Source organism: Streptomyces sp. bgisy100, assembly GCF_057709105.1.
In genome coordinates this window covers 16,454-41,217 of sequence record NZ_JBYITE010000041.1, presented here as the reverse complement: position 1 = coordinate 41,217, position 24,764 = coordinate 16,454, and the positions used below count along the sequence as shown (strand labels likewise).

Below are 24,764 nucleotides of genomic sequence, written 5' to 3'. Positions count from 1 at the left end.
GGCTTGTCCCATATGGGTGGGTGTAGGGGCCACGGCATTGAGGTGTGCCGCGCGCCGGGGTCGTGCGCCTTAGCGCACTGTTGTTGCGTGAATGTCCGTGTTGTGTAACACGCAATGGTTTAGTGCTCTACCAGCACCCCGGTGGCCCCAATCTGGTCTGGCCCGGCCATCCGGTCGGGATGAACCACCTGGTCATGGGCCTTCTTTGGCCATGCCTGCACACGGAAAGCAGGGGATCAACATGTCCCGCACCGCTCGTACCCTCACCGCCACGGCCCTGATCACCGGGGCGATGCTGACTGCCGCCGCGATGCCGGCCTCTGCCCATCAGGACGACCGCCGTCACCGCGGCCTGGAGATCGGGCAGGTCCAGTACGACGCTCCCGGCCCGGACCGTCGTAACGACCGCTCGCTCAACAGCGAGTTCTTCACCGTCGTCAACAACGGACGGCACGCGGTCCAGCTCCGCAACTACACGGTGAGCGACCGGGACGGCCACACCTACACCTTCGACCGGCTGCGGCTGCGCCGCGGCCAGGAGGTCACGGTGCACACCGGCCACGGCCGTGACCACCGCTGGCACCGCTACCAGGACTCCAACCGTCACCTGTACGACAACAACCGCGGCAGCCTGACCCTGCGCACCGACGGTGGCAACCGGGTCGACCAGTGCCGCTGGGGCCGTGGCGACGGCGGTCACACCGACTGCTGACACCCGCTCCGCTGAGCTCCGCTGAACAGCAGCGCCGCCTCCACCCCGTCCGAACCGGGGTGGAGGCGGCGCTGTTCCGTGTCCGGCGCCGCCGTCCCCGTGCCCCGCACGGCCTGGTACGCACAGCGGTCCGGAAGTACGGGGACGTCCGTACCCTCGCCCCGGGTGCGGCGGGCCGGGCGGGCGTCCGGGCGCCGGTACGCTCGGGGCACTCTACGTTCCACCACCGGGGGAGACCTCGTGACAGCAGCAGTGGGCAGGCGGCTCCGCGCCGGTGCCGTCGCGGCGGCCCGGATGGACGCCTGTCCCCGGTGCGGCGGTGTTCTGACGAAGAATCAGGACGGCTGGATGGTCTGCTACGGCTGCGGCTATGCGAGCCCTGGCGGCACGCCTCCCGCGCGCTCCCACGCTGCGGGTACTGTCGACTCCCACCGCTAGCGAGGGGGACAGCCGTGCGCGTATCGACCATCACCTGTCAGACGCCGCTCGACGAGGCGCTGGACTCGGATCCGTTCCTCGCCGACGCCCGGACCCAGCATAGGTTGTGCGAGGAGTGGGCCGCCCGGCACGGGCACACCGTCCATGTGCAGCACACCACCCACGACTCGACGGGGACGAGCTGGGGCTGGTGGAAGGACGCGGACGACGGGCTGGTCGACATATTCCTCGCTCCGAACCGGCGCGTGCTGGAGAGGGCGTTGCGGGACGTCGGAGCCTTCGAGGCGGAGTGCAAGCGGCGCGGCATCCCGGTGGAGACGACCGGTCTGCCCGAGCCTGCGTACACGGCGGAGATGAAGGCCCGGGTGCACCGTCGGCTGTCGATGCCGACCGCGGGCTACAACGGCTGCTGAGCGTCGGCGCCCCTCCGGCTTCGGTTCCCCCTCCGACTTCGGTTGCTCCTCCGGCCTCGGGGGCCCCTTCTCCGGCCTCTGAGTTTTCCGGTCTCCGAGTCCTCAAGCCTCCGCGCCTCCTTCGGTCTCGGTCCCCTCAGGCTCAGCGGCCTCGTTCAGGCTTCGCGCTGCCCGCCCCGCGCCGGGGCGCCGTCCGCCGTACCGGTTCCGTGCGCTGCCTCCGCCCGGCCGGACGGGAGGGCGTCGAGGCCGCGGCGGAAGCACATGCGGTCCTCCGACGGGCCGTCGTAGTCGGTGAACGGTCCGGTGACGGTGAAGCCCAGCGCGGTGTGGAAGGCGATCGACGCGGTGTTCCGCGGCGAGGTGACCGACCGCACCACGGACCGGCCGTCGGCGCGGGCCAGTTCGAAGAACCGGGCGTAGAGCCGGCGGGCCAGCCCGCCGCCCCGGTGCCCGGGGGCGACGCCGACGAAGTGGATGTACGCGGTCTCGCGGTCGGCGTCCGACAGGAAACCCACCAGGAATCCGGCGGGTGTGCCGGGCCGGCCGCCGTCCTCGGCGATCAGGCTGGTGCGGGAGAAGTGGTCGAGGAAGAGACGGGGGAGGCCGGAGCGGATGGGGCGTCCCCACCACTCGTCCATGACGGTGACGATGCGGTCGTAGTCCCCTGGCGCTGCCTGCCTCAGCTCGATGCTCATGCCCCCAGTGTTCCGGCGGGAGGCGGCGCACACCGGCGATTTCGGCCAGGCGTGCGACGTCTGTGCGGTGCGGTGCGGTCCGCGCGCGGTGCGGTTCGGTCGGGACGCCGCCCCGCCCGGCCCAGCCCCGGCCCGACGGCCGTGCCGCCCCGGGAGCCGGGTTCCCGGTCCGGGCGGTCCGGAGGCTGACGCCGTGGACCGGTCGTCAGCCCGCCAGCGGTACTTCCTGGCCCTCCGCCGGATAGCCGTAGCGCTCCCAGATCTGGTTCAGCTCGTGCTGGTAGTAGAGCGAGTGCAGGCTCAGCGCGAAGGTGAGGAGGAGGCCGATCAGCGGGCTGCAGGTGGGCTGCATTCCGGCTGCTTGCTGCATTCGGGCGATGCGGGTGCCGGTTTTGTACACCGAGACGAACGGCGGCACGATCAGCAGGGCGCCGAGGGTCACCGCGAGCACCGAGACCACGGGATCGACCTCGATCCGGCGGTCGAGGTCACGCGACTCGCGGTTCACCTTGTAGTACCAGACCAGGTGGTAGATCCCCAGGGTGATGAGGGGCCAGACCAGCCACACCAGGAAGATGTTGCGGTACTTGCCCGCGCGGCCGGTCACCGGGATGCCTCCAGGACGCGTTGCATGTGCATGTCTTGAGCGTACGGCCGCCTCCGGAGGGCGGCAATCGCCGCTACCGGTTGCGCTCTCCCTTCGCTCACCCGTGGTGCCGGGTCGCGGCCGGCCGCGGGTGGAGCCGGAGGTGCCGGGCTCGTGGCCCCGATGGTGCCCGGACCGTGGCCCCGGTGGTGCCTGGACCGCGGCCCCCGGTGGTGCCGGAACAGCGGGGCCGAAAATGCGGTGCCGACGCGGCGGGGCGCGGGCTACGGTGGGCGCACTCTGACGATCACGCTCCCAGAAGGACGCCGCAGAACGGGAGCAGGCGCGCACGGTTCGTGCGCGGCCACGGAGGGGCGGCATCGCTTCAGCCTGCCCTTCCACCAGGAGAGTTCTGCCATGCACATAGGCCTCGGCCTTCCGATCGACGCCCCCGAGCTGCTGCCCGACTGGGCCCGGCGCGCGGACGACAGCCCCTTCCGGACGCTCGGGCTGCTCGACCGGCTGGTTTACGACAACCCAGAACCACTCGTCACCCTCGCGGCCCTCGCCGGAGCCACCCGCCGGATCCGGGTGCAGACCGAGGTCCTGCTCGCCCCGCAGCACAACACCGCCGTGCTCGCCAAGCAGACCGCCACCCTCGACCGTCTGTCCGGCGGCCGCTTCACCCTGGGCATCGGGGTCGGCGGACGCGAGGACGACTGCCGGGCCGCCGGGATCGACCCCCGCCGCCGCGGACGCCGGCTCGACGAGCAGATGGCCGCCCTGCGCCGCGTCTGGGCCGGTGAGCCGTACGGGGAGGGCGCCGGGCCGATCGGCCCCGGGCCCGCGACGTCCGGCGGTCCCGAAGTACTCTTCGGCGGTTTCGCGCCGGCGGCGATCGAGCGGGTCGGCCGCTGGGGTGACGGCTTTCTCGGCGCCTCGCTGCCCCCGCAGCTCATGGACCGCCTCTTCCGGGACGCGGAAGCGGCCTGGCAGCGGTGGTCGCGCCCGGGCCGGCCGCGCCTGGTCGCCCAGGTCAACGCCGTCCTCGGCCCGGACCCGGTGGTCGCCGAGGCGCGGCGGAACCTCCGCGGCTACTACGCCTTCACCGGGCGCGCCGACGAGGTGGCGAGGGGCCTGCTCACCACGCCGGAGCGGATACGGGACGCGGTCACCGGGTTCACCGGCATCGGCGCCGACGAAGTGATGCTCTACTGCTGGTCCTCGGATCCGGACCAGGTCGAGCGCCTCGCCGACGTGGTGTTCTGACGTTCCGAGGGGCGCCCCGGGGGCGTTCCAGGGGCCGGGTGGATTCCGGGTGGATTCCGGACTGCTCGGCCCCGATCGTTCCCGGTCACGCCGTTCCGTGGTGCCGTGTGCTGTGGCGTCGTTCCTCAGGTCTCCCACGACGGAACATTCGTGCCGTCCGCCGGAGCGCCCTACGCGCAGCGGACGAGCAGTTCCGTGTTGCCGTCCGCCGGAGTGCCCGCCAGGCCCTCCCTGACGCCGGGGGCGTTGTACGACAGCTCCCGGTACAGGGAGGCCAGTCCGACCGCCGACAGGTCGCCGGGGTCCGTCCGGTGCGGGGCGGCGGACTCGATGAGGGTCGTGAGCAGCGAGAGCGTTCCGTCGTGGTTGTCGACCAGCTCCAGTACGCGCGCGTGGTGCGGATAGTCGATGTGGGACGCGGTGTTGATCTCCCAGAACGACCGGTGGGCGGTGCGGTGGGCGTGCGGGGTGATCCGGTTGGTGTGGCTGTGGCCGTTGATCCAGGCCACCACGTTCGGGAACCGGCTGAGCAGCGCGATCAGTTCCGCGCCGTCGTGCCGCCGCTCCTCGGACCGGGCAGCGTCGGGCCGCCGCAGCATGGTGGGGCTGTTGTGGTGGCTGAAGACCAGGATGCGGGCGTCGTCGGCCGCGGGGTTGCGGACGGTCCGGCCGTCGGCGTCGTAGTGCCGGGAGCTGTGGGCGGCCAGCGTCCGCTCCAGCCAGCGCAGTTGCCCGGTGTCCAGTGAGCCCTCGTAGTGGCCGCTGAGGTACGTGGTGTCGAGGCTGATGCCGAGAACGCCCTCGGCGACCGGGAACGCGTAGTACATGCGGTCGCCGTCGAGGTTGGCGGCGGTGTAGCCGTGGCCGGCCGGGCCGGGGCCGGTGTGCCGCGGTTCCAGGTGCGCGGCCAGGTATTCGTGCGGGGTGAAGGGCCTGCGACGGGGGTCGGGGGTGACCGACCTCGCCCGCGGCGCGTAGTCGGCCAGGATCTTCTTGAGCACTCCGGCCTTGGGGTCGTCGCCGGTGGAGACCGCGGTCGCGAGGGCGGCCAGCTCGGCGTCGGGGACGCGGTACAGCTTCCGGGCGCCCGTGGCGGCCTCGGCCAGCGCGGGGTCGCCGGGGGCCCAGCAGCCGCCCGGCAGGTCGTCGTGGTTGCCGACCGTGGAGTACCACGGGATGCGCAGCCCGGGGCTGGTGACCGGGCGCACCGCCGCGTCCAGGAAGCCCGGGAGGTGCGGCAGGCCGTGCTTCTTGTCCTGGTCGCGCAGCCGGTCGTCGGGGTGCCAGTACAGGGGCAGGCCGGAGTTCTGCACGCCCTCGTAGGAGCGCGGGTCGCCGGTGTTGGGGGTGATCCGGCCGCCGTTCATGACGGTGAGGAACCACTCCAGCTCGATCGAGGAGTTGTTGTCCACGTTGTCGCCGGTGGTCATGACGAACGCCGGGGCCAGCCCGGTGTGCGGGCCCTTGTCCAGCGCGTTCACCTGCTCCACCAGGGAGACCGCGCCGGCCACGGACAGCGCCTCCTGCGGCCGCCAGGAGCCGGCGTTCCGCGCCCGCAGGAACTCGGTGCGCAAGGGGCTCTGTACGTCCACCACATGCAGGTCGGTGAACTGCACGAAGCACGCCAGGGCGGTGCGCCGGTCCTTCCGGCCCGCTCCGGGGGCGGCGAGCTCGCCCCGTACGACCAGGGGGCGGCCGGGGCCCGAGGTCAGCCGCCGGTAGCCGTTGCCCGCCCCGCCGGGGAGACGTGCCGTCGTCTCCAGGGTGGTCGCCCCGTACGGTGCGGCGCGCCGGACGGGCGGCGTGGTGGCCGGGGTGCCGGCCGCCGGCCGCGCGGCGGGCGGGGGCGGGCTGCTGCGGGGAGCGGGGAGGAGCGGCGCGAGCGGCCCGACGGCGGCGACGGCGGCGCCGGAGGTGAGCAGGAAGTTCCGGCGGTTCAGGGCGGGGGAGGCGGTGCGGGCGGTGCGAGCGTCGAGGGCGGTGGGTGCGGTGGGTGCCGAATCGGTTCCGGCCATGGGGTCCTTCCGGTGCCGCGTCAGGGATCAGCAAGATCGATACGTCGCTGAGTCGACTTTTCTCTCCGGGATCGTGAACGGCCGGAGTTGCTGATTCCTGAACGGTGCCGGAACGCGGAACGCCCGGGAGCGGTCGGCGATGGCGTCGGGGGTGAGGCGGTTCGTGGGCGTCATGGGTGCGCTGCCGGGCGCTCATCCGCTGTTCAGGAAGGGGGCCGCGTTCGGCGGGAGTCGAGAGGGGGCGGTTATGTATTAGTGCAATGAGGCATTGTCTCTAGTGCAGAGCGCGGCTACGATGTGATCATGACTTGTGCGCTCCCTGTGCCCGTTGTCCTCCATGGCCGCACCATCCGCCTCGAGCCGCTGACGGCCGGCCACGTCCCGGACCTGTTCGAGGCCGGAGGCGCCGACGACGAGGTCTGGCGCTGGCAGTCCGTCCGGACGCCCGGCACCGAGGAGGCCCTGCGCGGTCTGGTCGAGCAGCAGCTCGCCGAGCAGGAGGCGGGCCTGACCGTTCCGTTCGCGGTCGTGCTGGGCGAGACCGGCCGGGCGGTCGGGCAGACCACCTACCTGGACCTGAGCGCGCACCACGAACAGCTGGAGATCGGCTCCACCTGGTACGGGCGCGCGCGCTGGGGCACCGCCGTCAACCCCGAGGCCAAGCTGCTGCTGCTCACCCATGCCTTCGAGGAGCTGGGGATGGGGCGCGTGCAGTGGAAGACCCACCACCGCAACGTCCGCTCGCAGCAGGCCATCGCCCGGCTCGGCGCCCGGCACGAGGGGGTGCTGCGCCGCCACCGCCAGCAGCCGGACGGCAGCTGGCGGGACAGCGTCTACTACTCGATGCTCGCCGACGAGTGGCCGCCGGCGAAGGCCCGGCTGGTGGAACGGGTGGAGGGGCAGACGGAGGGACGAGCGGAGGAGCGGGCGTAGGGGCCGTCCCGATGCCCGGTCCGGGGTCCGGTCGGGGCCGGTCGGGCGGTACGGGGCCGTGGACGGGGCCGGTACGGCGCAGGCGCCCGGCTGGGTGCGGCCGGTGGTGGACCGAGGCGGCCGTGGGCTGGACCGGTCGGCCCGCGGTGGCCGTCAGCCCAGGGTCCGGTCGAGGTTGAACGCGGCGCTGATCAGCGCGAGGTGGGTGAACGCCTGGGGGAAGTTGCCCTGCTGTTCGCCGGTGCGGCCGATCTCCTCGGCGAAGAGGCCGAGGTGATTGCCGTACGTCAGCATCTTCTCGAACGCCAGCCGGGCGTCGTCCCCGCGGCCCGCCCGGGCGAGCGCCTCGACGTACCAGAACGAGCAGATGGAGAACGTCCCCTCCTCGCCCCGCAGCCCGTCCGGGCTCGCCTGCGGGTCGTAGCGGTAGACCAGGGAGTCGGACACCAGGTCCTCGCCCAGCGCGTCCAGCGTCGACAGCCACTTCGGGTCGGTCGGGGAGATGAACTTGGTCAGCGGCATCATCAGGACGGAGGCGTCGAGGACGGTGTCGCCCTCGTGCTGGACGAAGGCCCGCCGCTCGTCCGACCAGCCACGGCGCATGATCCGCCGGTAGATCGCGTCCCGCTCCCGGCCCCAGCGCAGCACATCGGCGGGCAGGCCCCGGTGGGCGGCCATCCGCATACCCCGCTCGATCGCCACCCAGCACATGAGCTGCGAATACAGGAACCGCTGACGGCCGCCGCGGGTCTCCCAGACGCCCTCGTCGGGCTCGTCCCAGTGGTCGCACACCCACTCGATCAGGGTGCAGACGGTGTCCCAGTGCTCGCTGGAGATCGGCTCCCCCCACTTGTCGTAGAGGTAGAGGGAGTCGATGAGGGCGCCGTAGATGTCGAGCTGGAGCTGGTCCACGGCGGCGTTGCCGACCCGGACCGGGGCGGAGTCCAGATAGCCCGACAGATGGGGCAGCAGCTCTTCGGGGAGGTCGCTGCGGCCGTCGACGCCGTACATGATCTGCAGCGGGCCCGAGGAGTTGTCGCCGACCCGGATGCGCTGGGACAGGAACTGCATGAAGGACTTGGCCTCGTCGGTGAAGCCGAGCCGGAGCAGCGCGTAGATGCAGAACGCGGCGTCCCGGATCCAGACGTAGCGGTAGTCCCAGTTCCGCTCGCCGCCGATCTGCTCCGGCAGGCTGGTCGTCGGGGCGGCCACGATCGCGCCGGTGGGGGCGTAGGTCAGCAGCTTGAGGGTGAGCGCGGAACGGTGCACCATCTCGCGCCAGCGCCCCCGGTAGCGGGACTTCGACAGCCAGCGGCGCCAGTACCGGACCGTGGCGTCGAACAGCTCCTCCGCCTCGCCGAGCGGACAGGACCGCGGCACCACATCGCCGCCGACCCGGTCCAGGGCGAACACCGCCGACTCGCCTTCGCGCAGCTTGAACAGGGACCATACGTCGCGGCCGTCGGTCTCGATCGGCACGCTGGTGGTGAGCGCGAGCGTCAGGGACGGTGCCGCGAACAGGGCCTGGCCCTTCTCGACGCTCACGGTGTGCTCCTGCCGCGCGTAGTCGATCCGCGGCGCCACCCGGGCGCGGAACGGCAGCGCGCCGCGGACGCACACCACGCGCCGGATCAGCCGGTGCCGGTCCGCCTCGCGGGAGTCGTCCACGATCGGCATGAAGTCCTGGATCTCGCCGACCCCGTCCTCCGCGAAGAAGCGGGTGATCAGGACGTTGGTGTCGGGGAAGTAGAACTGCTTCGTGCGGGACGGCACGTCGGCGGCGAGCTCGAAGCACCCGCCCCGGTCGGCGTCGAGGACCGAGGCGAAGACGCTGGGGGCGTCGAAGCGCCCGCAGCAGTACCAGTCGATGGTGCCGTCCGTGCCCACCAGGGCCGCGCTCCGGAGGTCGCCGATCAGGCCGTGCTCGGCGATCGGGAGATAGCGGGAGGGGCCCGTCCCGCCGGAGCCGCCACGGGCCTCGGGCACCTCGGCCGTGCGGCCGGTGCCGGCCGGCCGGGGGCCGGTGGAGCCGGGGTCCGGGGCTTCGGCGTTCGGGGCCCTGGTGTCCGTGAGCTGGGCGTCCGGGGCCCTGGTGTCCGGGGGGTTCGGCCGGGTGGCCGAGGTGGCTCCGGTGTCCGGCGGGCCGGGGCGGGTGGCTCCGGTGTCGGTCCCTTCGGCGTCAGCTGTCACTCCGACCGCCCTCCGTGGTTGAACGGGAGTAAGCACCACATATCAGCCTAAGTCGATACTGCTGCTGCCTCGCCCGGGGAGCCGGCCGGGTCCGGCTGGCTCGGCTGCCGGGGGCGACGGGGCTGGTGGGTTGCGGTGGCGTTGGGGAGCCGGGCCGGCAGGCTGCCCGGGCCGTATCGGCCGCCTGGGCTGGGTGGGCTGCCGTGGTGTCGGGGAGCCGGGCCGACGGTTGCCGGGCTGCCTGGGTTGCCTGCGTTGGGTGAGTGCGGGGGCGTCGGGGCTTTCGGGGCTGCCGGGCGGGGCCCGGTCGCGTCGGCCGCGGGGGATCGCCTCAGTAGCGGGTGACCGTCGTGGGGCCCGAGCGGGTGCCGATGGCGATGTGCGGCCTGGCCGCCGGATCCGCCCAGGTCAGGATCGCGCGCATCGCCTGCGCGGACACCGACACACAACCCGCCGTCGCCCCGCGCCCGTTGACGTGCAGGAAGATGCCCGCGCCCCGCCCCCGGACCGGGCGCCGGTAGTTGAAACCGATCACCAGGGCCCGCGCGTACTGGGTGCGGTACGCGGCCAGTCGCTCCGCCTCCGTGGCGGCGCAGTCCCGGGGCAGCGGCTCGACCCACCGGTTGTAGGAGGTGGAGCGGTTGTCCTGGCACCACCAGGACCGTTCGGTGACCCGGCGGTACCGGAACGAGGTGCCCGCCGGTGCCCCGGCGGTCCCGAAGGCGAAGGGCAGCCCGTACAGCCCGGCCGGGGTGGTGGAGGTGCCCTGGATCCGTCTGCCCCCGTCGACCAGGCCGTTCGCCCCGAAGCGGGCGGTGGCGGAACCCACCCGGACCCAGCTGCCCGCGCGCTTCCGCCACCAGGTCACCGTGCCCGTGGTGGACGCCGGGCCCGGGGCGACCGCGGTGATCAGCTGGGTGCCGCCCCCGGTACGGGCCATGCGTGCGGGGAGCGGCACGGGCGAGCCGCCCTCCGGCCGGCTGGACGCCGCGGCCGGAGGCGGCAGCAGCGCGGCGGCCAGGAGCGCGGTAGTCAGGAGCGCGGCCGTCAGCAAGGTGATGGCCGGGGAGGAGGTGGTCGGAAAGGAGGTGGGCGTGAAGGCTGCTGCCGGCGGGGCACGGTCCAACAGGCGGCGCATCAGCGGAACACGGAGCATGGGGATCAACCGCACCAGGGGGTGGAGGCCGGAACGCCGGTGACGGTGCGTCGGCCGGCACCTCATCCCTCTCGCACCGCGTGGCCGGTCAAAAGTCCCACCGGTTTCATCACGCCGGCGGCCCACACCGAACCACCGGGGGACGCGTTCGGGCCCGATGGTCGGCACCTGTCCCGCGCGTCGCGCGTCGCGCCGGACAGGTTGCCGCCTGGATCCGAGAACAGCCTGACGCGTCCACTACATCCAAGTCAATCAACGGGTTTTCTTCCATATTCCCAAGGTTTAGCTTGGGTTGGTGACTCTCGATGATCTCCGTGTCTTCGTCGCCGCCTGCGAATCCGGCAGTCTCAGCGCGGTCGCCCGCGACCTGTCGTGCAGTCAGTCGGCGGTGAGCCAGCACGTCAAGCGGCTCGAACGCGAACTGGGCCTGTGCCTCCTCGAACGGCAGCCGCGCGGCGTGACGCCCACCCGCGCCGGGCGGATCCTCCACCGGGCCGCCTCCCACGGCATCGGCGGCCTCGATCTCGCCCTCCGCAGCCTCGCCGACCTGCGGCAGGGCGGCGGCGGAACGGTCCGGGTCAGCACCGGGGCGACCTCGGTACGGCACTTCATGGCCGACGCCGTGGTCTCCTTCCGGAGCCGCTTCCCCCGGGTGAGCCTCGAGTTCCACACGGAGAGCGCCGGCCGCCACTGCTTCGCCGCACTCGACAGCGGTGAGGTCGACCTGGCGTGGATCACCATCGGGGCCGCGTCGGCTACGGACACGGCGCGCGGTATGGAGCAGCGCCCCGTCGTCGAGCTGCCCTGGGTGCTGGCCGTGCGGACCGACGATCCACTCGCCGACCGGCCGGAGATCGACGCGGAGGAGCTCGCCTCGATCCGCCCCATCGGGCTTCCGGAGAACTCGGCGTCGCGGCTGCGCCTCGAAGAGCACCTGACGGGGCTGGGCAGCCGGTGGGAGGCGACGACGAGCGTCGCGGACTGGGACACCGCCCTCCTGCTGGCCGAACTGAGCCTGGGCCATGCGGTGGTGCCGGCGCTGCCCGGATGGGTCCGCGACGGTTCGGGCCACGGCGGGCTGCGCCTGGTCCCCATACCGGCCCTGCCGCCGCTCGCCGTCGGCTGGGCGGTGCGTCAGTGGGACGCCCTCAGCCCGTCGGCGCGGGCCTTCGCGGACGCGGTCGCCGACAGCCTGACGGGCGCACCGCCGGCCGGCTGAGACCGCCCTGTCCGCTGCGGCCTTCCTGCCCGGCCGTGCCTGCTGAGGCCGTACCGGCCGGGGCCGTACCTGCTGAGGCCGTACCCGCTGGGGTCATGCGCGGGCCGGGGCGCCCCGTTCCTACGCCGTCGCTCCGTGCCCCGGCAGCGGGGCGGTGATGGCCAGGTCTTCGTCGAGCTTCGCGACCAGGTCGTCGGTGAGGGACGGGACGTGCCGGTCCGCCCACTGCCCGACGGACGCCAGGAAGCCGACGAGGCCGTCTTGCACGGAGCCCAGCAGGTCGGGCAGTCGGTCCCGGGGGATGTCGATCGGCGGGCCGTCCCGCCGGTCGCCGTCGTTCCAGAGCCGGGTGGTCTCCCCGACGTGCTCCACGACCGGCGTCGGGTCGTGCCCGAGCCAGGGCTCCCTGCCGTCCGTCAGGGCGAGCCAGTCCCGCCAGTTCTCCAGGCCGAAACAGCAGCCGGGCCGAGCGGTGACTCCGGTTCCGGTGTGCCGGACCCGCAGGCCGCCGGGGGCGATGACGCACTCGGCGTCGGTCAGCCGACGGACTTGTTCCAGGGCGTCCCGGGGTGCGCCGTCGGAGCGGCGGTCTCCCCGGTTGTAGATGGTCAGGACCGCCAGGGCGGTGCCCACCTCGGGCGGTGGCATGGCGCCGGACAGGGGCAGCCAGGGGGCCGGGCGGGGTTCGGCGACGGGCCACCGGGCGAAACCCCGGGCGTCGTAGGTCTCCAGTACGGCTTCCATGATCAGCACGCCTGCCAGTGTCGTCGTCGCGGGAGGCGGGGGCAGCCCCTTTTCCGGGCCGCGTCGCTCGTCCCGTCCGTTGTCACTCCGCCCGTACGCGCACGAAGCGGGCGGTCTCGTGGCGTCCGGCCGCCTGGCGCAGTTCGACCGGGAGCGGGGTGGTGAGCATCCGCACCGGACCGTGGTCCGGATGGTCCGTCAGGTCGGCCAGCCGGCCCCGGAGCAGCTCGCCGACCTCGCGCGCCTGGGCGGTGGTCAGCCGGGGCGTGGTCTGCGGGGTCTGCTCGTCGGCGACCCGCACCAGGAGGGCGTGGGGCCGGTTCGGCGGGCCGAAGACCCCGAGCAGGACGCCGTCCCGCGTCTCGGAGTGCCGGATCTTGCGCCAGGACCAGGTGCTTCCGGGCCGGTAGGCGGAGTTCAGCGCCTTGGCCACGATGCCCTCGACGCCCGCGTCCCGCAGGTCGCGGAACCAGAGGCGGGCGGTCTCCTCGTCCAGCGTCGCCAGGACCCGCTGGACGGGCGGGCCGACGTCCGCCAGTGCCGTTCCGAGGAGGTCCCAGCGTTCGCTCAGCGGCAGGGCCCGGACGTCCCGGCCGGGGGCGGCGAGGAGGTCGAAGGCGATGTAGTAGACGGGGATGCCCGCCTGCTCGCGGTCCCGGCGGGAGCGGAGCAGATCGGTGAAGCTCAGCCGCCCCTCGCGGTAGGCGCACAGCTCGCCGTCCAGCACGGTTCCGGGGGGCAGGCGCTCACCCAGATAGGCGGCGGTCTCCGGGAACTCGGGCGCGAGGTCCCGCCGGGAGCGCGACTGCAGAACGACGCGTCCGCTCTCCAGGACGAAGGCCAGCGCCCGGAAGCCGTCCAGCTTGAGGGAGTACTGGAAGCCTCCCGTCGTGCTGCCCTGCCGGGGGATCTCGTCCGCGTTCCGGGGGCGCATCACCTCGACCGGCGGACGCAGCACCACCGCGGGCGGGCTCTCTGCCATGCGGTCACTCCGCCGTGGCCGGCAGCGGGCGTCCCCGCCCGGGGTCGAGCAGCGGGTCGAGCAGGTCGCCGTGGTCCGCCAGCCGCGGAGCGATGTCGTCCGCCTCGAAGGAGAGTTCGCCGGGCTCCGTGCAGGCGTCGATCTCGTCCCAGGTGACGGGGGTGGAGACGGTGGGGGAGCGGCGGGCGCGCAGGGTGTAGGGGGCGGCGGTGGTCTTCGCGGCGGTGTTCTGGCTCCAGTCGACGAAGATCTTGCCGGGGCGCAGGTTCCGCGCCATCCGGTGCACCACCAGCCCCGGCATCGCCCGCTCGGCCTCGACGGCGAGCCCCTTCGCATACGAGGTGACCCGCTCGGCGGCGACCGGTTCCAGCGGAGCGAGGATGTGCAGCCCCTTGGAGCCGCTGGTCTTCGCGAAGACCTCGAACCCGTCCTCGCCGAGCCGCTCCCGCAGCCACCGGGCGACGGCGCAGCACTCGACGATCGTCGCGGGCCCGCCGGGGTCGAGGTCGAAGACGAGCCGGTCGGCGGTGCCGGGGTCGTCCGCCGTCCACTGGGGGGTGTGGAACTCGGTGACCAGGTTCGCCGCCCACATCAGCGTCGGCATGTCCTGGACCAGGACGTGCCGGCCGGTCTCCCCGGCCCCCGAGCGGGGGACGACGGCGGTCCTCACCCAGTCGGGGGTGCCGGGCGGCAGATTCTTGGCGAAGAAGTGCTCGCCCTCGGCGCCATCCGGATAGCGCAGGAACGACAGCGGCCGGTCGCGGAGGTGGGGCAGCACGGCGTCGGCGGCGGTGGCGTAGTAGTGCAGCAGCTCGCCCTTGGTGAACCCGGTCGGATAGAGCACCTTGTCCAGGTTGCTCAGCGCCAGGCGCCGCCCCTCCACCTCGGTCATCTGCGACATACCATGAGAATCCCATGAAAAGGACGGATGATGCGATCGATCTGGAAAGGGTCCATTTCGTTCGGCCTGGTCAACATCCCGATCAAGGTGTTCGGTGCCACGGAGAGCCACTCGGTCTCGTTCCGGCAGGTGCACCTCGCCGACAACGGCCGCATCCGCTACCGCAAGGTGTGCGAGCTGGACGACGAGGAAGTGCCCAACGAGGAGATCGTCAAGGCGTACGAGGCCCCGGACGGCTCGACCGTGCCGCTCACCGACGAGGACCTCGCCGCGCTGCCGCTGCCGACCGCCAAGACCATCGAGATCCTGGCCTTCGTGCCCGCGGAGAGCATCGATCCGCTCCAGTTGGAACGCTCGTACTACCTCGGGGCGGACGGCCCGGCCGCGGCCAAGCCCTACGTCCTGCTGCGGGAGGCGCTGACCAGCACCCGGAAGGTGGCCGTGGCCAAGTTCGCGCTCCGCGGGCGCGAGACCCTTGGCATGCTCCGGGTGATCGACGACGCGCTCGCCATCCACACCCTGCTGTGGCCCGACGAGATCCGGCCGCCGGAGGGCATGGTGCCCGAAACCAAGGTGACCGTGCGGGAGGCCGAGCTCGATCTCGCGGACACCCTGATGGACACCCTCGGTGAGCTGGAGTTCGAGGAGCTGCACGACGAGTACCGGGAGGCCGTGGAGGCCCTGGTCGCGGCGAAGCTGGAGGGCACCGAACCCGAGGGGACGGGGGAGCGGCCGGAGAGCGGCCGGGTCATCGACCTGATGTCCGCGCTGGAGAAGAGCGTGCGGGTGGCCCGGGGGGAGCGGGGCGCGGAGGACGGGGAGGAGGCCGAGGTCAAGGAGTTGCGCCCGGCCCGGGGCACGAAGAAGAGCGGTACGGGCGGGAGGTCCGCGGCCGGGGGCGCCGGGACGGGCAGCGGGTCCGGAGGGCGGAAGAGTGCTTCGTCCGGGTCCGGGTCCGGGGCGAGGAAGAGCGCCGGGACGTCCTCGGCGAAGTCGTCCGCGGCGAAGTCGTCCGCGGCGAAGGCTTCCGGGGCGAAGACCTCCTCGACGAAGACGTCCGCTGTGAAATCGGCGTCCGCCAAGGCTTCCTCCTCCCGCGGGGCGTCGGCCAAGGCTTCGTCGTCCCGGGCCTCCTCCTCGGGGGCGGGGGCCGGCTCTCCGAAAGCGGGCGGCGGGAAGAAGAGCACGTCGACGGCCCGGAGCTCCGGAGCGAAGAGCGCCGGGAAGACCGCGGCGAAGTCGACCGCGAAGTCCACGGCGAAGAGCGCCGCCGCGTCCGGCGGCCGGCGGACGACCGCCGCGAACACGGCCGGCGGGACGGCCGGGAAGAAGACCGCGGCCAAGAAGACGGCCGCGAAGAAGCGCGCCTCGGCCTGACAGGGAGGTGGCCCGATGCATGCGCTGCACGAACTGCGCGCGGAGTACGCATCCCAGGACGGAGCCGGGGACGGGAGCGGGGCGGCGACCGTGGACGGGAGCGGCACCGGGACGGCGGACGGGAGCGGCGGCTCGCGTCACGGCGGCTCTCGCGGGGACGCCGGGAGCGGCATCCTGACGCGGCACCGGGCGAAACGGCGGAGGAAGCAGCGGGAGGCCGAGGACGGGAGCGGCCTGGGAGCGGTGAAGATGTGGCACATGGTCCGGAACTCCGGCACGACCGCCCTCTGCGGTCGCGAACTCGACCCACGGGCCGCCATCCGGCCGGAGGATTCCTGGGGCACGACCAGGGAACCCTTCTGCCACACCTGCGGTGCCACCTACCTGCGCGAGGTGCCCTGAGGGGAGACGGGCGGGGTCGCCCGGACGGGAGCCCGCGCGCGAGGTGCCCGACCGGGAGCCGAAGCGGCGCCCCGACCGGCTCGGTGCGGGCTTGCCCGGATCCTGGGCTTCGGCTTCCGGGTCTCCTCGGGTCCTGGGCAGGCTCGGGTTCCGGGCTCGGGGGCTGGGCATGCTCGGCTTCCGGGGCCGCTCGGCTGCGGGGCATTCCGGGGCCCTCCTGCCGGGGTGACGCTCACCGGGCCACCGGCCCATGGACAGTGCGGAGGCAGAGACGTGCGAGTGGGATTCCTGCGGCTCATCGGAGCCGTCACAGCCGCCTACGGCGTCGCGGTGGCGACCCGCCCCGAGTGGCTCGCCCGCCCATCGGGCCTGGTGGACGACGCGGGCCGGACGGCCGTGGAGACCGCGATCTCGCTGCGCCCGCTGGCCTGGCGCGATGCCGCCAACGGGCTCGCCATGACCGTCGCCCCCGAGGGGGCCGCGCTCCGGGCGGCCACGGTGCTGCGGATCGCCTCGGACCTCGGCGACGCCGTACTGCTGGGCGCGACGCTGCCGGGCCGGGCCACCCGGGCCAAGGCGGTGGCCGTATCGGTGGGTTGGGGCGCCCTGTCCGTGGCCGCGCTGCTCTCCCGTCCGCCGGGCGACCGGAACGGGAACGGGGCCGGGCGGCGGGCCGGGCTTCACGGGGCCGTGCGCGCGGACCACCGGTAAGCGCGCCTGCAAGCGCGCACGGGCCACCGGCAAGGGCGCCTGACCCACTCCCCACAGGCCCCCGAAAGCGCACCCGGCTGATCGGCAAGGGCGTCTGGGGCTGATCCGCAGGGCCTGCGAGCGAGAACTCCGCCGTTCCGAAACGAGGACCCATCCGCACCCGCCCCGGCGACGAATACAGGGCGGGGGAGATGCGCGTCGGGCCTGCCGGGCCCGGAGGCATCAAGGATCGCTGGGGAAGGGAAGCGCGGCGTGGACAACGACCATCAGGATCGCGGCTTCGGAGAGTGTGTGGGGCACCGCCCGCTGGTGATGCGCAGAATGCCCGCCGAGCCGGGGGCCGGTGTGCTGCTGTTGCACGGAGGGCAGGCGGACGCGCTCGACCGTCCGTGCCCCTGGAACCTGCCGGCGCTGCGGATGCGTCCCATCTGCCGCGCCGTCCAGCGCGCCACGGCCGGTTACGGCGTCGCGCTCGGCGAGGTCCGCTACCGGCACCGGGGGTGGAACGGCCTGCGGGCCGACGCCGCCCGTGACGCGGAGTCCGCGGTCGAGGAGCTGACGGGGGCCGTCGGACCGCTGCCACTCGTCCTCGTGGGGCACTCCCTGGGCGCCCGCGCCGCACTCAGCATCGGGGGCCATCCGCGGGTGCGCGCGGTGATCGCGCTCGCTCCCTGGTGTCCGCTGGACGAGCCGGTCGAGCACCTGGCCGGGAAGAGCGTGGTGCTCATCCACTCCGACCGTGACCGGATCACCGATCCCCGCGGCTCGCTCAGTTTCGCTTTACGAGCCCGCGCGGCGGGCGCTGAGGTCTGCCGCCTGGTGGTTCCGGGCAGCGACCACGCGATGCTGAAGCGGGCCACGGACTGGCACTCCATCACGGCACAGCTCACCGCGGGATTCCTCGGCGCCGCGGAGCTGCCGCCGGAGGTCGTGTCCGCGCTCGCCTCGGTCGACGGCGAGGACGAGGGCCTGGCTTGCCGGGTGTGACGGGGGTTCGTCCGACGATGGCCCGCCCGACAACGGCCGCCCGACGACGTCCCGTCCGACGACGTCCCGTCCGACGACGTCCCGTCCGACGACGGACCGTCCGAAGACAGCCCGGCGTGCCGGACGGGTCGAGGAGCCGGTGTGCCGGCGAGTCGGGTTGCCCGCGTGCCGGACGGGCCGGGGTGCCGGTGCGCCGGGTGGCACGTGCGGCGAGGTCGTGGGGGCCTCGCCGCCGACGCCGGCCGCGGACGGATACCGGGGCCGGGCCGTTACGCGGGCGCGCCGGTGCCCGGTACCCGGCGTGATCCACAGAGGGTACGGCCGCAGGGGGGTACGGCCGCCCCGGCCGCTCACTGCTGGGCGGCCGGCGCTGCCCCCGCGGCAGGGGGCGGGGTCCGTCGGGTGCTCGGCCGCCGGAGCGCGTACGCCGCCCCCGCGCCGGCGGCGAACAGGGCGAGCGCCGAGACGGCCGCGCCCAGCCAGGTCGCGCCCAGCCACTGGCCGCCGAAGTAGCCGAGGCCGACGCTGTATCCGGCCCAGGCGAGCCCGGCCAGCGCCGACCACGGCAGGAACTCGGCGGCCTTGCGGTGCATGGCGCCCGCGCCGAGGCTGACCACCGACCGTCCGGCCGGTGCGAAGCGGGCGACGAGGACGAGCAGGCCGCCGCCCCGGGTCAGGGCGTTGCCCAGCCGGGCCTGAGCGGCGGTCAGCCGCCGGGACCGGGAGATGGCGCGGTCGAGCCGGTCGCCGCCGCGCCAGGCGAGGCGGTAGGCGACCAGATCGCCGAGGCAGGAGGCGGTGGCCGCGCAGAGCAGCAGCCCGAGGATGTCGGGGACATCGGCGCTCGCGCCGTTCGTCGCGGAGACGGCGCCCGCCGCGGTCCGGGTGCCGGCCGCGGCGGTGGCGGCGGCGATCACCAGCACACCGCTGGGCAGCACGGGAAGGAAGACGTCCAGCAGAACCGACATCCCGACGATCACGTAGATCCACGGAGTGAGGGCCAGCGACCCCAGATTCGCGAGCAACGTCTCTCCCTGTCCGGTCCCCCGCCGCGACGTCGCAGGGGAGCGGCAGGGGCGGCCTTCATAGCCATACAGCGTACGCCTGGGCCTTGGGGAGAGATCGGCCGGGGGATGGGGCGATGTCGGAGCACTCTCACCCGGATGCCCGCGTTCGGGACGCCGGGCGGCATAACCGGAATGGGCGCGGAGGCCATAACCGGAAGGGGCGTGAGCCAGCAAACGGCCGCGGGCCGGGGAGTACCCCGGCCCGCGGAAGACGCTGCTGCGTCGGTGTCGTCAGACGGTGCTCGGTCGTCAGACGGTGCTCGGCTGCTCGGCCGGGGCGGCGGCCGGCGCCGTCGTCCGGTCACGGCCGCCGAACAGGCCGTCCAGTGCCCACGCGCCGGGGCCGGTGAATATGAGGAGCAGGAAGGTCCAGGCGTACATCGCGGAGGGCTCGCCGTCGTTCTGGATCGGGAACAGGCCCGCGCTCTGGTGAACGACGAAGTAGGCGTAGGCCATCGAGCCGGACGAGATCAGCGCGGCGGTCCGGGTGCCGAGGCCGACGGCGACCAGGGCGCCGCCCACGAGCTGGATCACGGCGGCGTACCAGCCGGGCCAGGTGCCGGTCGGGACGGTGCCACCGCCCATCGCACCGCCGAGCACGCCGAACAGCGAGGCGGCCCCGTGGCAGGCGAAGAGCAGGCCGATCACGAAGCGGAACAGGCCGAGAGCGTATGGCTGCGCGCCGTCGAGGCGGGCTCTCAGTGGGCTGGCTGAAGACATGACTGGGGGACTCCTTCGGTGGGGACGGAACCGATGAGCGCCCACGTTAGGTAGGCCTAATCAATACTTGCAAGTTCAATATTCGGCCGTGGATCCGGTTTCTTGCGCGTTGTCCCGAAGGCCGGAGCGCCGGGTTGCACGGCCCGCAGGGCGGCCCGGCCCACCGCGTCGGTGTCGGCGAGTGTGACCGAGTTGACTCCCGGCCGGGCGCCCGCCGCGGTGACCCAGTGCACCCCCTCGGTCGGCACGCCCACCGCGAACCGGCGCGGATGGGGCCGCCCTTCCGCGTCCACCAGCCGGTACGGGAGCCGGGTGACGTCCAGCCCGCCCGTCTCGTACCCGTCGGCCACATGCGTCCGGCAAGCGCCGGTCTTGAGCAGCTGGGCCAGCAGCGGATCGCAGGTCCGGCGCAGATCGGTGGCCGGCAGCCGGGCCTCGATCAGGGTGGTCACAGTCACCTCGGAGCCGGGCACCTCCGGCGAGGACGCGGTGAAGCACGCGCCGCCGCCCGGCGTTCCGGGCCGGACTTCCAGCCGGGGTCCGAGCACGTCCAGGACACCCGCTTCGACGAGCGCCACCATCTCCTCGATCCGGCGGCGCGGCGGTCCGATCGACAGGAACGCGTTGAGCGGGGTGTACCAGCGGTCGAGATGGTCGCGGCGGGAGGCGCCCGAGAGCCCGGCGTGGTCCACGATCAGCCGGAGCTCGTTGCGCAGGTCCCGCAGCACGTCGAGCGCGGCCTTGACCGGACCGGCCACATTGCCGAGCCGCGCGTGCTCGGCGTCCTGCCGCAGGTGGGCGAGGAGCCACTGCCGGAAGTCGCCGCGGCCGGTGAAGGTGCGGCCGTCGTGCGGGCGGGCCACGTCCGGCCACGACCAGCGTTCGTCCTCGGCGATCCCGAACGCGTCCAGGACGGAGGCCTCTTCCGCGCTGCCGTGGCCAGTGGCCAGAAAGCGTTCCCGGAACAGCGGCGCGGTCACCGGCGCCGCGGCCGCGCGGGCCGTCAGCAGCGCCTCGTAGTGGACGGTCTCGACCTCCTTGGCGACCAGCGGCCACACCTCGGTGAGGAAGTCCGGGTAGTCACCCCGGTCCGCCCGGGCCCGGAACGCCGCGATCACGGCCGGAGTCAGCAGCAGCGGCTCGTGCCGCCCGCACGCGCCCTTCGCGTTGTCGCCGCGCGCGTGGTACGGGATCCCACGGCGCGAGCCCGCGTACAGCCGCGGCTCCCGCCCCGAGGGGTGGTACCGGAGCGTGCCGTCCGCCGCGGTGCGGAACGCGCCGCCGCGGCCGGTGGTCAGCAGCGCGACATGGTCGAAGAAGTTGAGGCCCAGGCCGCGCAGCAGCACCGCCTCGCCCGGGGCGATCCGGCGGAGGTCGAGATCGGCCGGGTTGGCGGGCGGGTGGTAGCCCAGGCCGTGTTCCGCCGCGTACGAAGAGAAACGCTCCTCCGCCTCGCCCGGGACGACCGGCACATGGCCCTGGGCCAGCACCACCGCCGCCAGCCCGGCGAGTTCGTGGCCGTTCTCCAGGGTGAGGCGCTGTTCGCCGCCGGCCCGCTCCTCCAGCCGCACCGCGCGGGAGGTGTGGATCCGCACGTCCATCGAGGCGGGCGCCCCGCCCACGATGCGGTGGAACACCCAGCTCAGATAGTGGCCGTAGAAGGCGCGGCTCGGGTAGTCGTCGGGGCCGAGGGCCCGCGCCTCGGCGAGCAGCGCGGCATCGGGACAGCGGGCGTCGAGCGACGCGGCCCACTCGTAGAGGCTCGGGCCGGTACGGATCGGTCCCTCGCACTCCACGCTGGGGTCGGTGAACAGCGTCACCTGCGAGGCCACCGTGTTCATCAGGAGTTCGCCGGGCTGGTCGGTGCGCCAGACCTGCCCCGCGCCCGGCGGAGCCGGGTCCACCACATGAACCGTCAGGCGCCCGCCGGGCAGCAACTCCGGGACCGAGGCGCAGATGCGTTCCAGCACGCTCGTACCGCGGGGGCCGGCTCCGACGAGGGCTATGGCGTGGTGCTCTCCGGCCAAGACGGACTCTCCCGAGGCAACTGGGGCTCAAGCGAAGAGGCCATCATGCCGCCCGCCCCACCGGACTTCGAAGCCCTGATCGGAGGATCTCTCTTCGGTGTGGGATGGATCACTTCGGATCACGGGTGATCGTGGAGGATCGCGGGCGATCGTCGGCCATTGCGGACCACAGGGGGATGAGAACGGGCAAGCGGACGGCCGGGGGAGCGGATGACGGGAACGGTCGAGGGAACGGGCGGGAAGCGGAAGAGGGGACGGTCGAGGAAACGGACGGGGAAGCGGTCGAGGGAACGGAATCGGCCGCCCCTCGACCGTGAACGGCTGAGCATGCGGAACGGGTCAGCTGCGCCGAGCGCCCCCCGGCCCGCTGACCTCGCTCTCGGCCGCCTGCTCCAGCCAGGTCCGGCCGTCACTCTCCTGCCGGGCCTGTTCCAGGCGGAGGTTCGACGTCCGCCCGCGGATCGTCAGCGTCATCAACTGGTTGCCGAACCACGGCCCGCCGGTCCGGTCCCAGCCGATCGCCGGTTCGGCTGCCCGCGCGTGCCGGGCCAGCGCCCGGCCCACCCACCGGCCGGCCCGGCTCCAGCCGAACCGGAATCCCAGTTTCATGGAGGCCGGAACGCTGTTGTGCACCGGTGAACAGGTCAGCTGCAGAATCCGGGCCTGCGGCACGAATCCACCGGCCTGTTGGGCAGCGCCGGGCCATGGAGCATCCCCGGCCTCGTGAGCACCGCCGGGCCGTGGGACATCCCAGGCCTGTTGGACGCCACCGGCCTGTTGGGCGTCCCCGGGCCGCTGGGCGCTCCCGGGCTCCCGGGCATCCCCGAGCTCCCCCGGTCTCTCCGCGCCCCCCGGTCTCTCCGCACCTCCCGGTCTCTCCGCACCTCCCGGTCTCTCCGCACCTCCCGGTCTCTCCGCATCCTCCGGCCAGCGCGGCTCGGCGACGTACGCGTGGTGCACATCGCCCGAGAGGACACAGACCGTCGCCGGGGCGCTCCGCCCGCTGCCCGCCGCGGCGACCAGCTCGGTGAACGCGTCGAAGGACGACGGGAACGCCGCCCAGTGCTCCAGGTCGCCCGCCTGCCGCAGGCTCTCGGCGATCCGGGCCCAGTGCCGCCCCCGCTCCCCGGCGCACAGCGCGGCGTTCCACCGCTCCGCGTCATGGATGGCCGGCGGCAGCAGCCACGGCAGCGAGGTGCCGATCAGCAGATGGTCGTAGGCGCCCGGTCCGCCGGCGGTCACCTGGTCACGGACCCACGCCCATTCGTCCGGGTCGACCATCGCGCGCCGCTGCTCCTCCAGCACGCGGCCGGCCCGGGTGTCGACCATCAGCAGCCGGGTCCGGCCGAAGTCGCGCCGGTAGCTCCAGCGGGTGTTCCCGGGGTCGGCGTCGGCGCGGGCGGCGAACTCGCGGACCAGTTCGGTCCCGTCCGCCGCCGTCCGGACCTGGGTGAACAGCGGGTCGGCGGCGAGTGCGGTGGGGGAGAGGTTCCCCAGGTGCTGGTAGACCCAGTACGACATGAACCCGGCGAGGATCCGCTCCTCCCACCACGGGGCGGCGTGCATCTTCTCCCGCCAGGCCGCGCTGGTGTTCCAGTCGTCGATCACGTCGTGGTCGTCGAAGATCATGCAGCTGGGCACGGTGGACAGCAGCCAGCGCACCGACGGGTCGAGCCAGGACTCGTAGTAGAGGCGGGTGTACTCCTCGAAGTCCGCGACCTGGCTGCCGGGCGGCTCCTTCAGGTCGCGGCGGGTGGCGATCCACTGGCGCATCGCCGCCGAGGTCTCGTCCGCGTAGACCTGGTCGCCCAGGAGCAGCAGGACGTCCGGCCGTTCGGCGTCCGGTGCGTCGGCGAGCCGGGTGGCCAGCAGGTCGAGTGCGTCGGGCCCCACCGGATCGTGGCGGACGGCCCGGCCCGCGGCGCGGGCGGCGGCGCCGCCGTGCGGGGGCGCGGCCCAGCGGCAGGAGCCGAACGAGATCCGCAGCGGGCCGTCCGCTCCGGCCGGGAGCGTGGTGATCGCGCTGGGCGGACGGGTGTCCTCCGGCGGCGGCCAGACCTCCTGCCCGTCCAGCCGCACGCGGTACGGGGTGCTGGTGCCCGGCTCGAGTCCGATCACCGTGATCAGGGCGTAGTGGTGGCCGGCGACCTGCCAGGTACGTGCCGCGCCGCCGCCCGAGCCGCCGTCGCAGACGACTTCGGCGTCACACGGACGACTCGTCTCGATCCATACGGTCGCGCTGTGCTCGTCCACGTACCGCAGGAGCGGTCCCAGGAGCAGTCCCGCCATGGGCGTCCGCCCTCCCTCCGTCGCCCCGTACGGTACGGAACGACGGAGGGAAGCGGGTAGTTTCCCTCCGGAGGTTCTTCGGGAGTTCCCCCGGTGGGTTCTCCGCGCACCGCCACCGGGCCCCGGCCGGCCGGGACGCGCCGAGGCGCGGCGGGGCCGTGCCGGGACCCTGCGGCGGGTGGGTCAGCAGCCCTTGAGGATGCCGCTGAGGGCCTTCTTCTCGGCCGAGTCGACGGTCATGCCGTAGGTGTGCTTCACGGACACCCACATCCGGGCGTACGTGCAGTGGTAGCTCTTCTTCGAGGGCAGCCACTTCGCCGGGTCCTGGTCGCCCTTGCCCTGGTTGACGTTGTCGGTGACGGCGATGAGCTGCGAGTGGGTGAGGTCGTTGGCGAGGTCCTCGCGCCGGTCCGTGGTCCAGTCCCGGGCGCCCGACTTCCACGCCTCGGACAGCGGGATGACGTGGTCGATGTCCACGTCTTGCGGGTCGTGCCAGGTGGCGCCGTCGTAGGGGGAGGTCCAGGTGCCGCTCTTCGCGGAGCAGTAGGAGTCCTGCTTGACGTCCTTGCCGTCGCGCTTGAGCACGACCTCACGGGTGTTGCACTCGTCCTTCTGGTCGCTCCAGTGCGGGAACTTCTCCCGGCTGTAGCCGTCCTGCGAGCCCTCCGGCTGCACCTTCAGCTTCTCGAGCTGGGTGCGGGCGGTCTCGGCGTTCGGCGGGGCGGGCGGCTCGGCCTGGGCGGACGGGCCGTTCAGGAAAACCGTTCCGGCCAGGGCCGCCACCCCGGCGACGATCCCTATTCGACGCGCGTAGACGCCACGTCGGCCGGAAGCGGATGTGGAAGTACGAGACATAGGAACTCCCTGGGTTGTGGGGGGTGATGACCGCATGAGGTCCGGTCATCGTCGCGGTGCCGGGTTTCCGTGG

At 73.2% G+C, this 24,764-nt stretch carries 22 protein-coding genes; 9 read left to right on the top strand and 13 right to left on the bottom strand.

The window, feature by feature from the left end:
* Positions 1-211 precede the first annotated feature (211 nt).
* The gene (locus AC3EQ1_RS23845; protein ID WP_432096375.1) at positions 212-712 is read left to right on the top strand and encodes a lamin tail domain-containing protein; all 501 of its coding nucleotides are present in this window, start codon (positions 212-214) and stop codon (positions 710-712) included.
* A gap of 452 nt (positions 713-1,164) precedes the next feature.
* A complete protein-coding gene (locus AC3EQ1_RS23840; protein WP_432096374.1) occupies positions 1,165-1,563 on the top strand; it encodes a hypothetical protein in 399 nt (132 codons plus the stop codon).
* A gap of 155 nt (positions 1,564-1,718) precedes the next feature.
* Here AC3EQ1_RS23840 and AC3EQ1_RS23835 read toward each other — a convergent pair whose 3' ends face one another.
* Positions 1,719-2,261: a GNAT family N-acetyltransferase gene (locus AC3EQ1_RS23835; protein ID WP_432096373.1), complete on the bottom strand. Its 543-nt coding sequence runs from the start codon at positions 2,259-2,261 to the stop codon at positions 1,719-1,721.
* 205 nt (positions 2,262-2,466) lie between these two features.
* On the bottom strand, positions 2,467-2,868 hold the full coding sequence (locus AC3EQ1_RS23830) for a DUF4234 domain-containing protein (protein ID WP_432096372.1): 402 nt from the start codon (positions 2,866-2,868) through the stop codon (positions 2,467-2,469).
* A 396-nt stretch (positions 2,869-3,264) separates the two neighbouring features.
* Here AC3EQ1_RS23830 and AC3EQ1_RS23825 point away from each other — a divergent pair, with 396 nt between their 5' ends.
* A complete protein-coding gene (locus AC3EQ1_RS23825) occupies positions 3,265-4,116 on the top strand; it encodes an LLM class flavin-dependent oxidoreductase (protein ID WP_432096371.1) in 852 nt (283 codons plus the stop codon).
* Positions 4,117-4,286: 170 nt separating this feature from the next.
* Here the strand turns inward: AC3EQ1_RS23825 and AC3EQ1_RS23820 are convergent, their stop codons facing one another.
* Positions 4,287-6,131, bottom strand: coding sequence for a TIGR03767 family metallophosphoesterase (locus AC3EQ1_RS23820; RefSeq protein ID WP_432096370.1), 1,845 nt, complete (start codon positions 6,129-6,131; stop codon positions 4,287-4,289).
* Positions 6,132-6,434: 303 nt separating this feature from the next.
* Here AC3EQ1_RS23820 and AC3EQ1_RS23815 point away from each other — a divergent pair, with 303 nt between their 5' ends.
* Complete coding sequence (locus tag AC3EQ1_RS23815; RefSeq protein WP_432096369.1) at positions 6,435-7,064, top strand: GNAT family N-acetyltransferase; 630 nt, start codon at positions 6,435-6,437, stop codon at positions 7,062-7,064.
* A 153-nt stretch (positions 7,065-7,217) separates the two neighbouring features.
* Here AC3EQ1_RS23815 and AC3EQ1_RS23810 read toward each other — a convergent pair whose 3' ends face one another.
* Entirely contained in the window at positions 7,218-9,050 is a 1,833-nt protein-coding gene (locus AC3EQ1_RS23810) for a glycoside hydrolase family 15 protein (protein WP_432096405.1), read from the bottom strand.
* A gap of 535 nt (positions 9,051-9,585) precedes the next feature.
* Positions 9,586-10,410 carry a L,D-transpeptidase family protein gene (locus tag AC3EQ1_RS23805; protein WP_432096368.1) on the bottom strand — a complete coding sequence of 275 codons (825 nt, stop codon included), beginning with the start codon at positions 10,408-10,410 and terminating at the stop codon, positions 9,586-9,588.
* 295 nt (positions 10,411-10,705) lie between these two features.
* On the opposite strand from AC3EQ1_RS23805, the gene AC3EQ1_RS23800 reads away from it, so the two are divergent.
* Positions 10,706-11,629, top strand: coding sequence for a LysR family transcriptional regulator (locus AC3EQ1_RS23800; RefSeq protein WP_432096367.1), 924 nt, complete (start codon positions 10,706-10,708; stop codon positions 11,627-11,629).
* A gap of 120 nt (positions 11,630-11,749) precedes the next feature.
* Here the strand turns inward: AC3EQ1_RS23800 and AC3EQ1_RS23795 are convergent, their stop codons facing one another.
* The 3 genes from AC3EQ1_RS23795 to ligD form a co-directional block, all read right to left on the bottom strand.
* The gene (locus AC3EQ1_RS23795; protein ID WP_432096404.1) at positions 11,750-12,373 is read right to left on the bottom strand and encodes a hypothetical protein; all 624 of its coding nucleotides are present in this window, start codon (positions 12,371-12,373) and stop codon (positions 11,750-11,752) included.
* 82 nt (positions 12,374-12,455) lie between these two features.
* A complete protein-coding gene (locus AC3EQ1_RS23790) occupies positions 12,456-13,355 on the bottom strand; it encodes an ATP-dependent DNA ligase (RefSeq protein WP_432096366.1) in 900 nt (299 codons plus the stop codon).
* Between the two features lie 4 nt (positions 13,356-13,359).
* Positions 13,360-14,256, bottom strand: a complete 897-nt coding sequence (gene ligD / locus AC3EQ1_RS23785) for a non-homologous end-joining DNA ligase (RefSeq protein WP_432096365.1) — start codon at positions 14,254-14,256, stop codon at positions 13,360-13,362.
* A gap of 30 nt (positions 14,257-14,286) precedes the next feature.
* On the opposite strand from ligD, the gene ku reads away from it, so the two are divergent.
* From ku to AC3EQ1_RS23765, 4 genes are all read left to right on the top strand, one after another.
* Complete coding sequence (gene ku, locus AC3EQ1_RS23780) at positions 14,287-15,633, top strand: non-homologous end joining protein Ku (protein WP_432096403.1); 1,347 nt, start codon at positions 14,287-14,289, stop codon at positions 15,631-15,633.
* Between the two features lie 15 nt (positions 15,634-15,648).
* Complete coding sequence (locus AC3EQ1_RS23775) at positions 15,649-16,035, top strand: hypothetical protein (protein ID WP_432096364.1); 387 nt, start codon at positions 15,649-15,651, stop codon at positions 16,033-16,035.
* A gap of 273 nt (positions 16,036-16,308) precedes the next feature.
* Complete coding sequence (locus AC3EQ1_RS23770; RefSeq protein ID WP_432096363.1) at positions 16,309-16,746, top strand: hypothetical protein; 438 nt, start codon at positions 16,309-16,311, stop codon at positions 16,744-16,746.
* A 252-nt stretch (positions 16,747-16,998) separates the two neighbouring features.
* On the top strand, positions 16,999-17,733 hold the full coding sequence (locus AC3EQ1_RS23765) for an alpha/beta hydrolase (RefSeq protein ID WP_432096362.1): 735 nt from the start codon (positions 16,999-17,001) through the stop codon (positions 17,731-17,733).
* A gap of 350 nt (positions 17,734-18,083) precedes the next feature.
* On the opposite strand, the gene AC3EQ1_RS23760 is transcribed toward AC3EQ1_RS23765, so the two are convergent.
* The 5 genes from AC3EQ1_RS23760 to AC3EQ1_RS23740 form a co-directional block, all read right to left on the bottom strand.
* On the bottom strand, positions 18,084-18,758 hold the full coding sequence (locus tag AC3EQ1_RS23760; protein ID WP_432096361.1) for a DedA family protein: 675 nt from the start codon (positions 18,756-18,758) through the stop codon (positions 18,084-18,086).
* 291 nt (positions 18,759-19,049) lie between these two features.
* Positions 19,050-19,520 carry a DoxX family protein gene (locus tag AC3EQ1_RS23755; protein WP_432096360.1) on the bottom strand — a complete coding sequence of 157 codons (471 nt, stop codon included), beginning with the start codon at positions 19,518-19,520 and terminating at the stop codon, positions 19,050-19,052.
* A gap of 56 nt (positions 19,521-19,576) precedes the next feature.
* On the bottom strand, positions 19,577-21,547 hold the full coding sequence (locus AC3EQ1_RS23750; protein WP_432096359.1) for an FAD/NAD(P)-binding protein: 1,971 nt from the start codon (positions 21,545-21,547) through the stop codon (positions 19,577-19,579).
* Positions 21,548-21,886: 339 nt separating this feature from the next.
* Complete coding sequence (locus AC3EQ1_RS23745) at positions 21,887-23,836, bottom strand: alkaline phosphatase D family protein (protein WP_432096358.1); 1,950 nt, start codon at positions 23,834-23,836, stop codon at positions 21,887-21,889.
* Positions 23,837-24,019: 183 nt separating this feature from the next.
* Positions 24,020-24,691 carry an HNH endonuclease family protein gene (locus AC3EQ1_RS23740; protein ID WP_432096357.1) on the bottom strand — a complete coding sequence of 224 codons (672 nt, stop codon included), beginning with the start codon at positions 24,689-24,691 and terminating at the stop codon, positions 24,020-24,022.
* Positions 24,692-24,764: the final 73 nt, after the last annotated feature.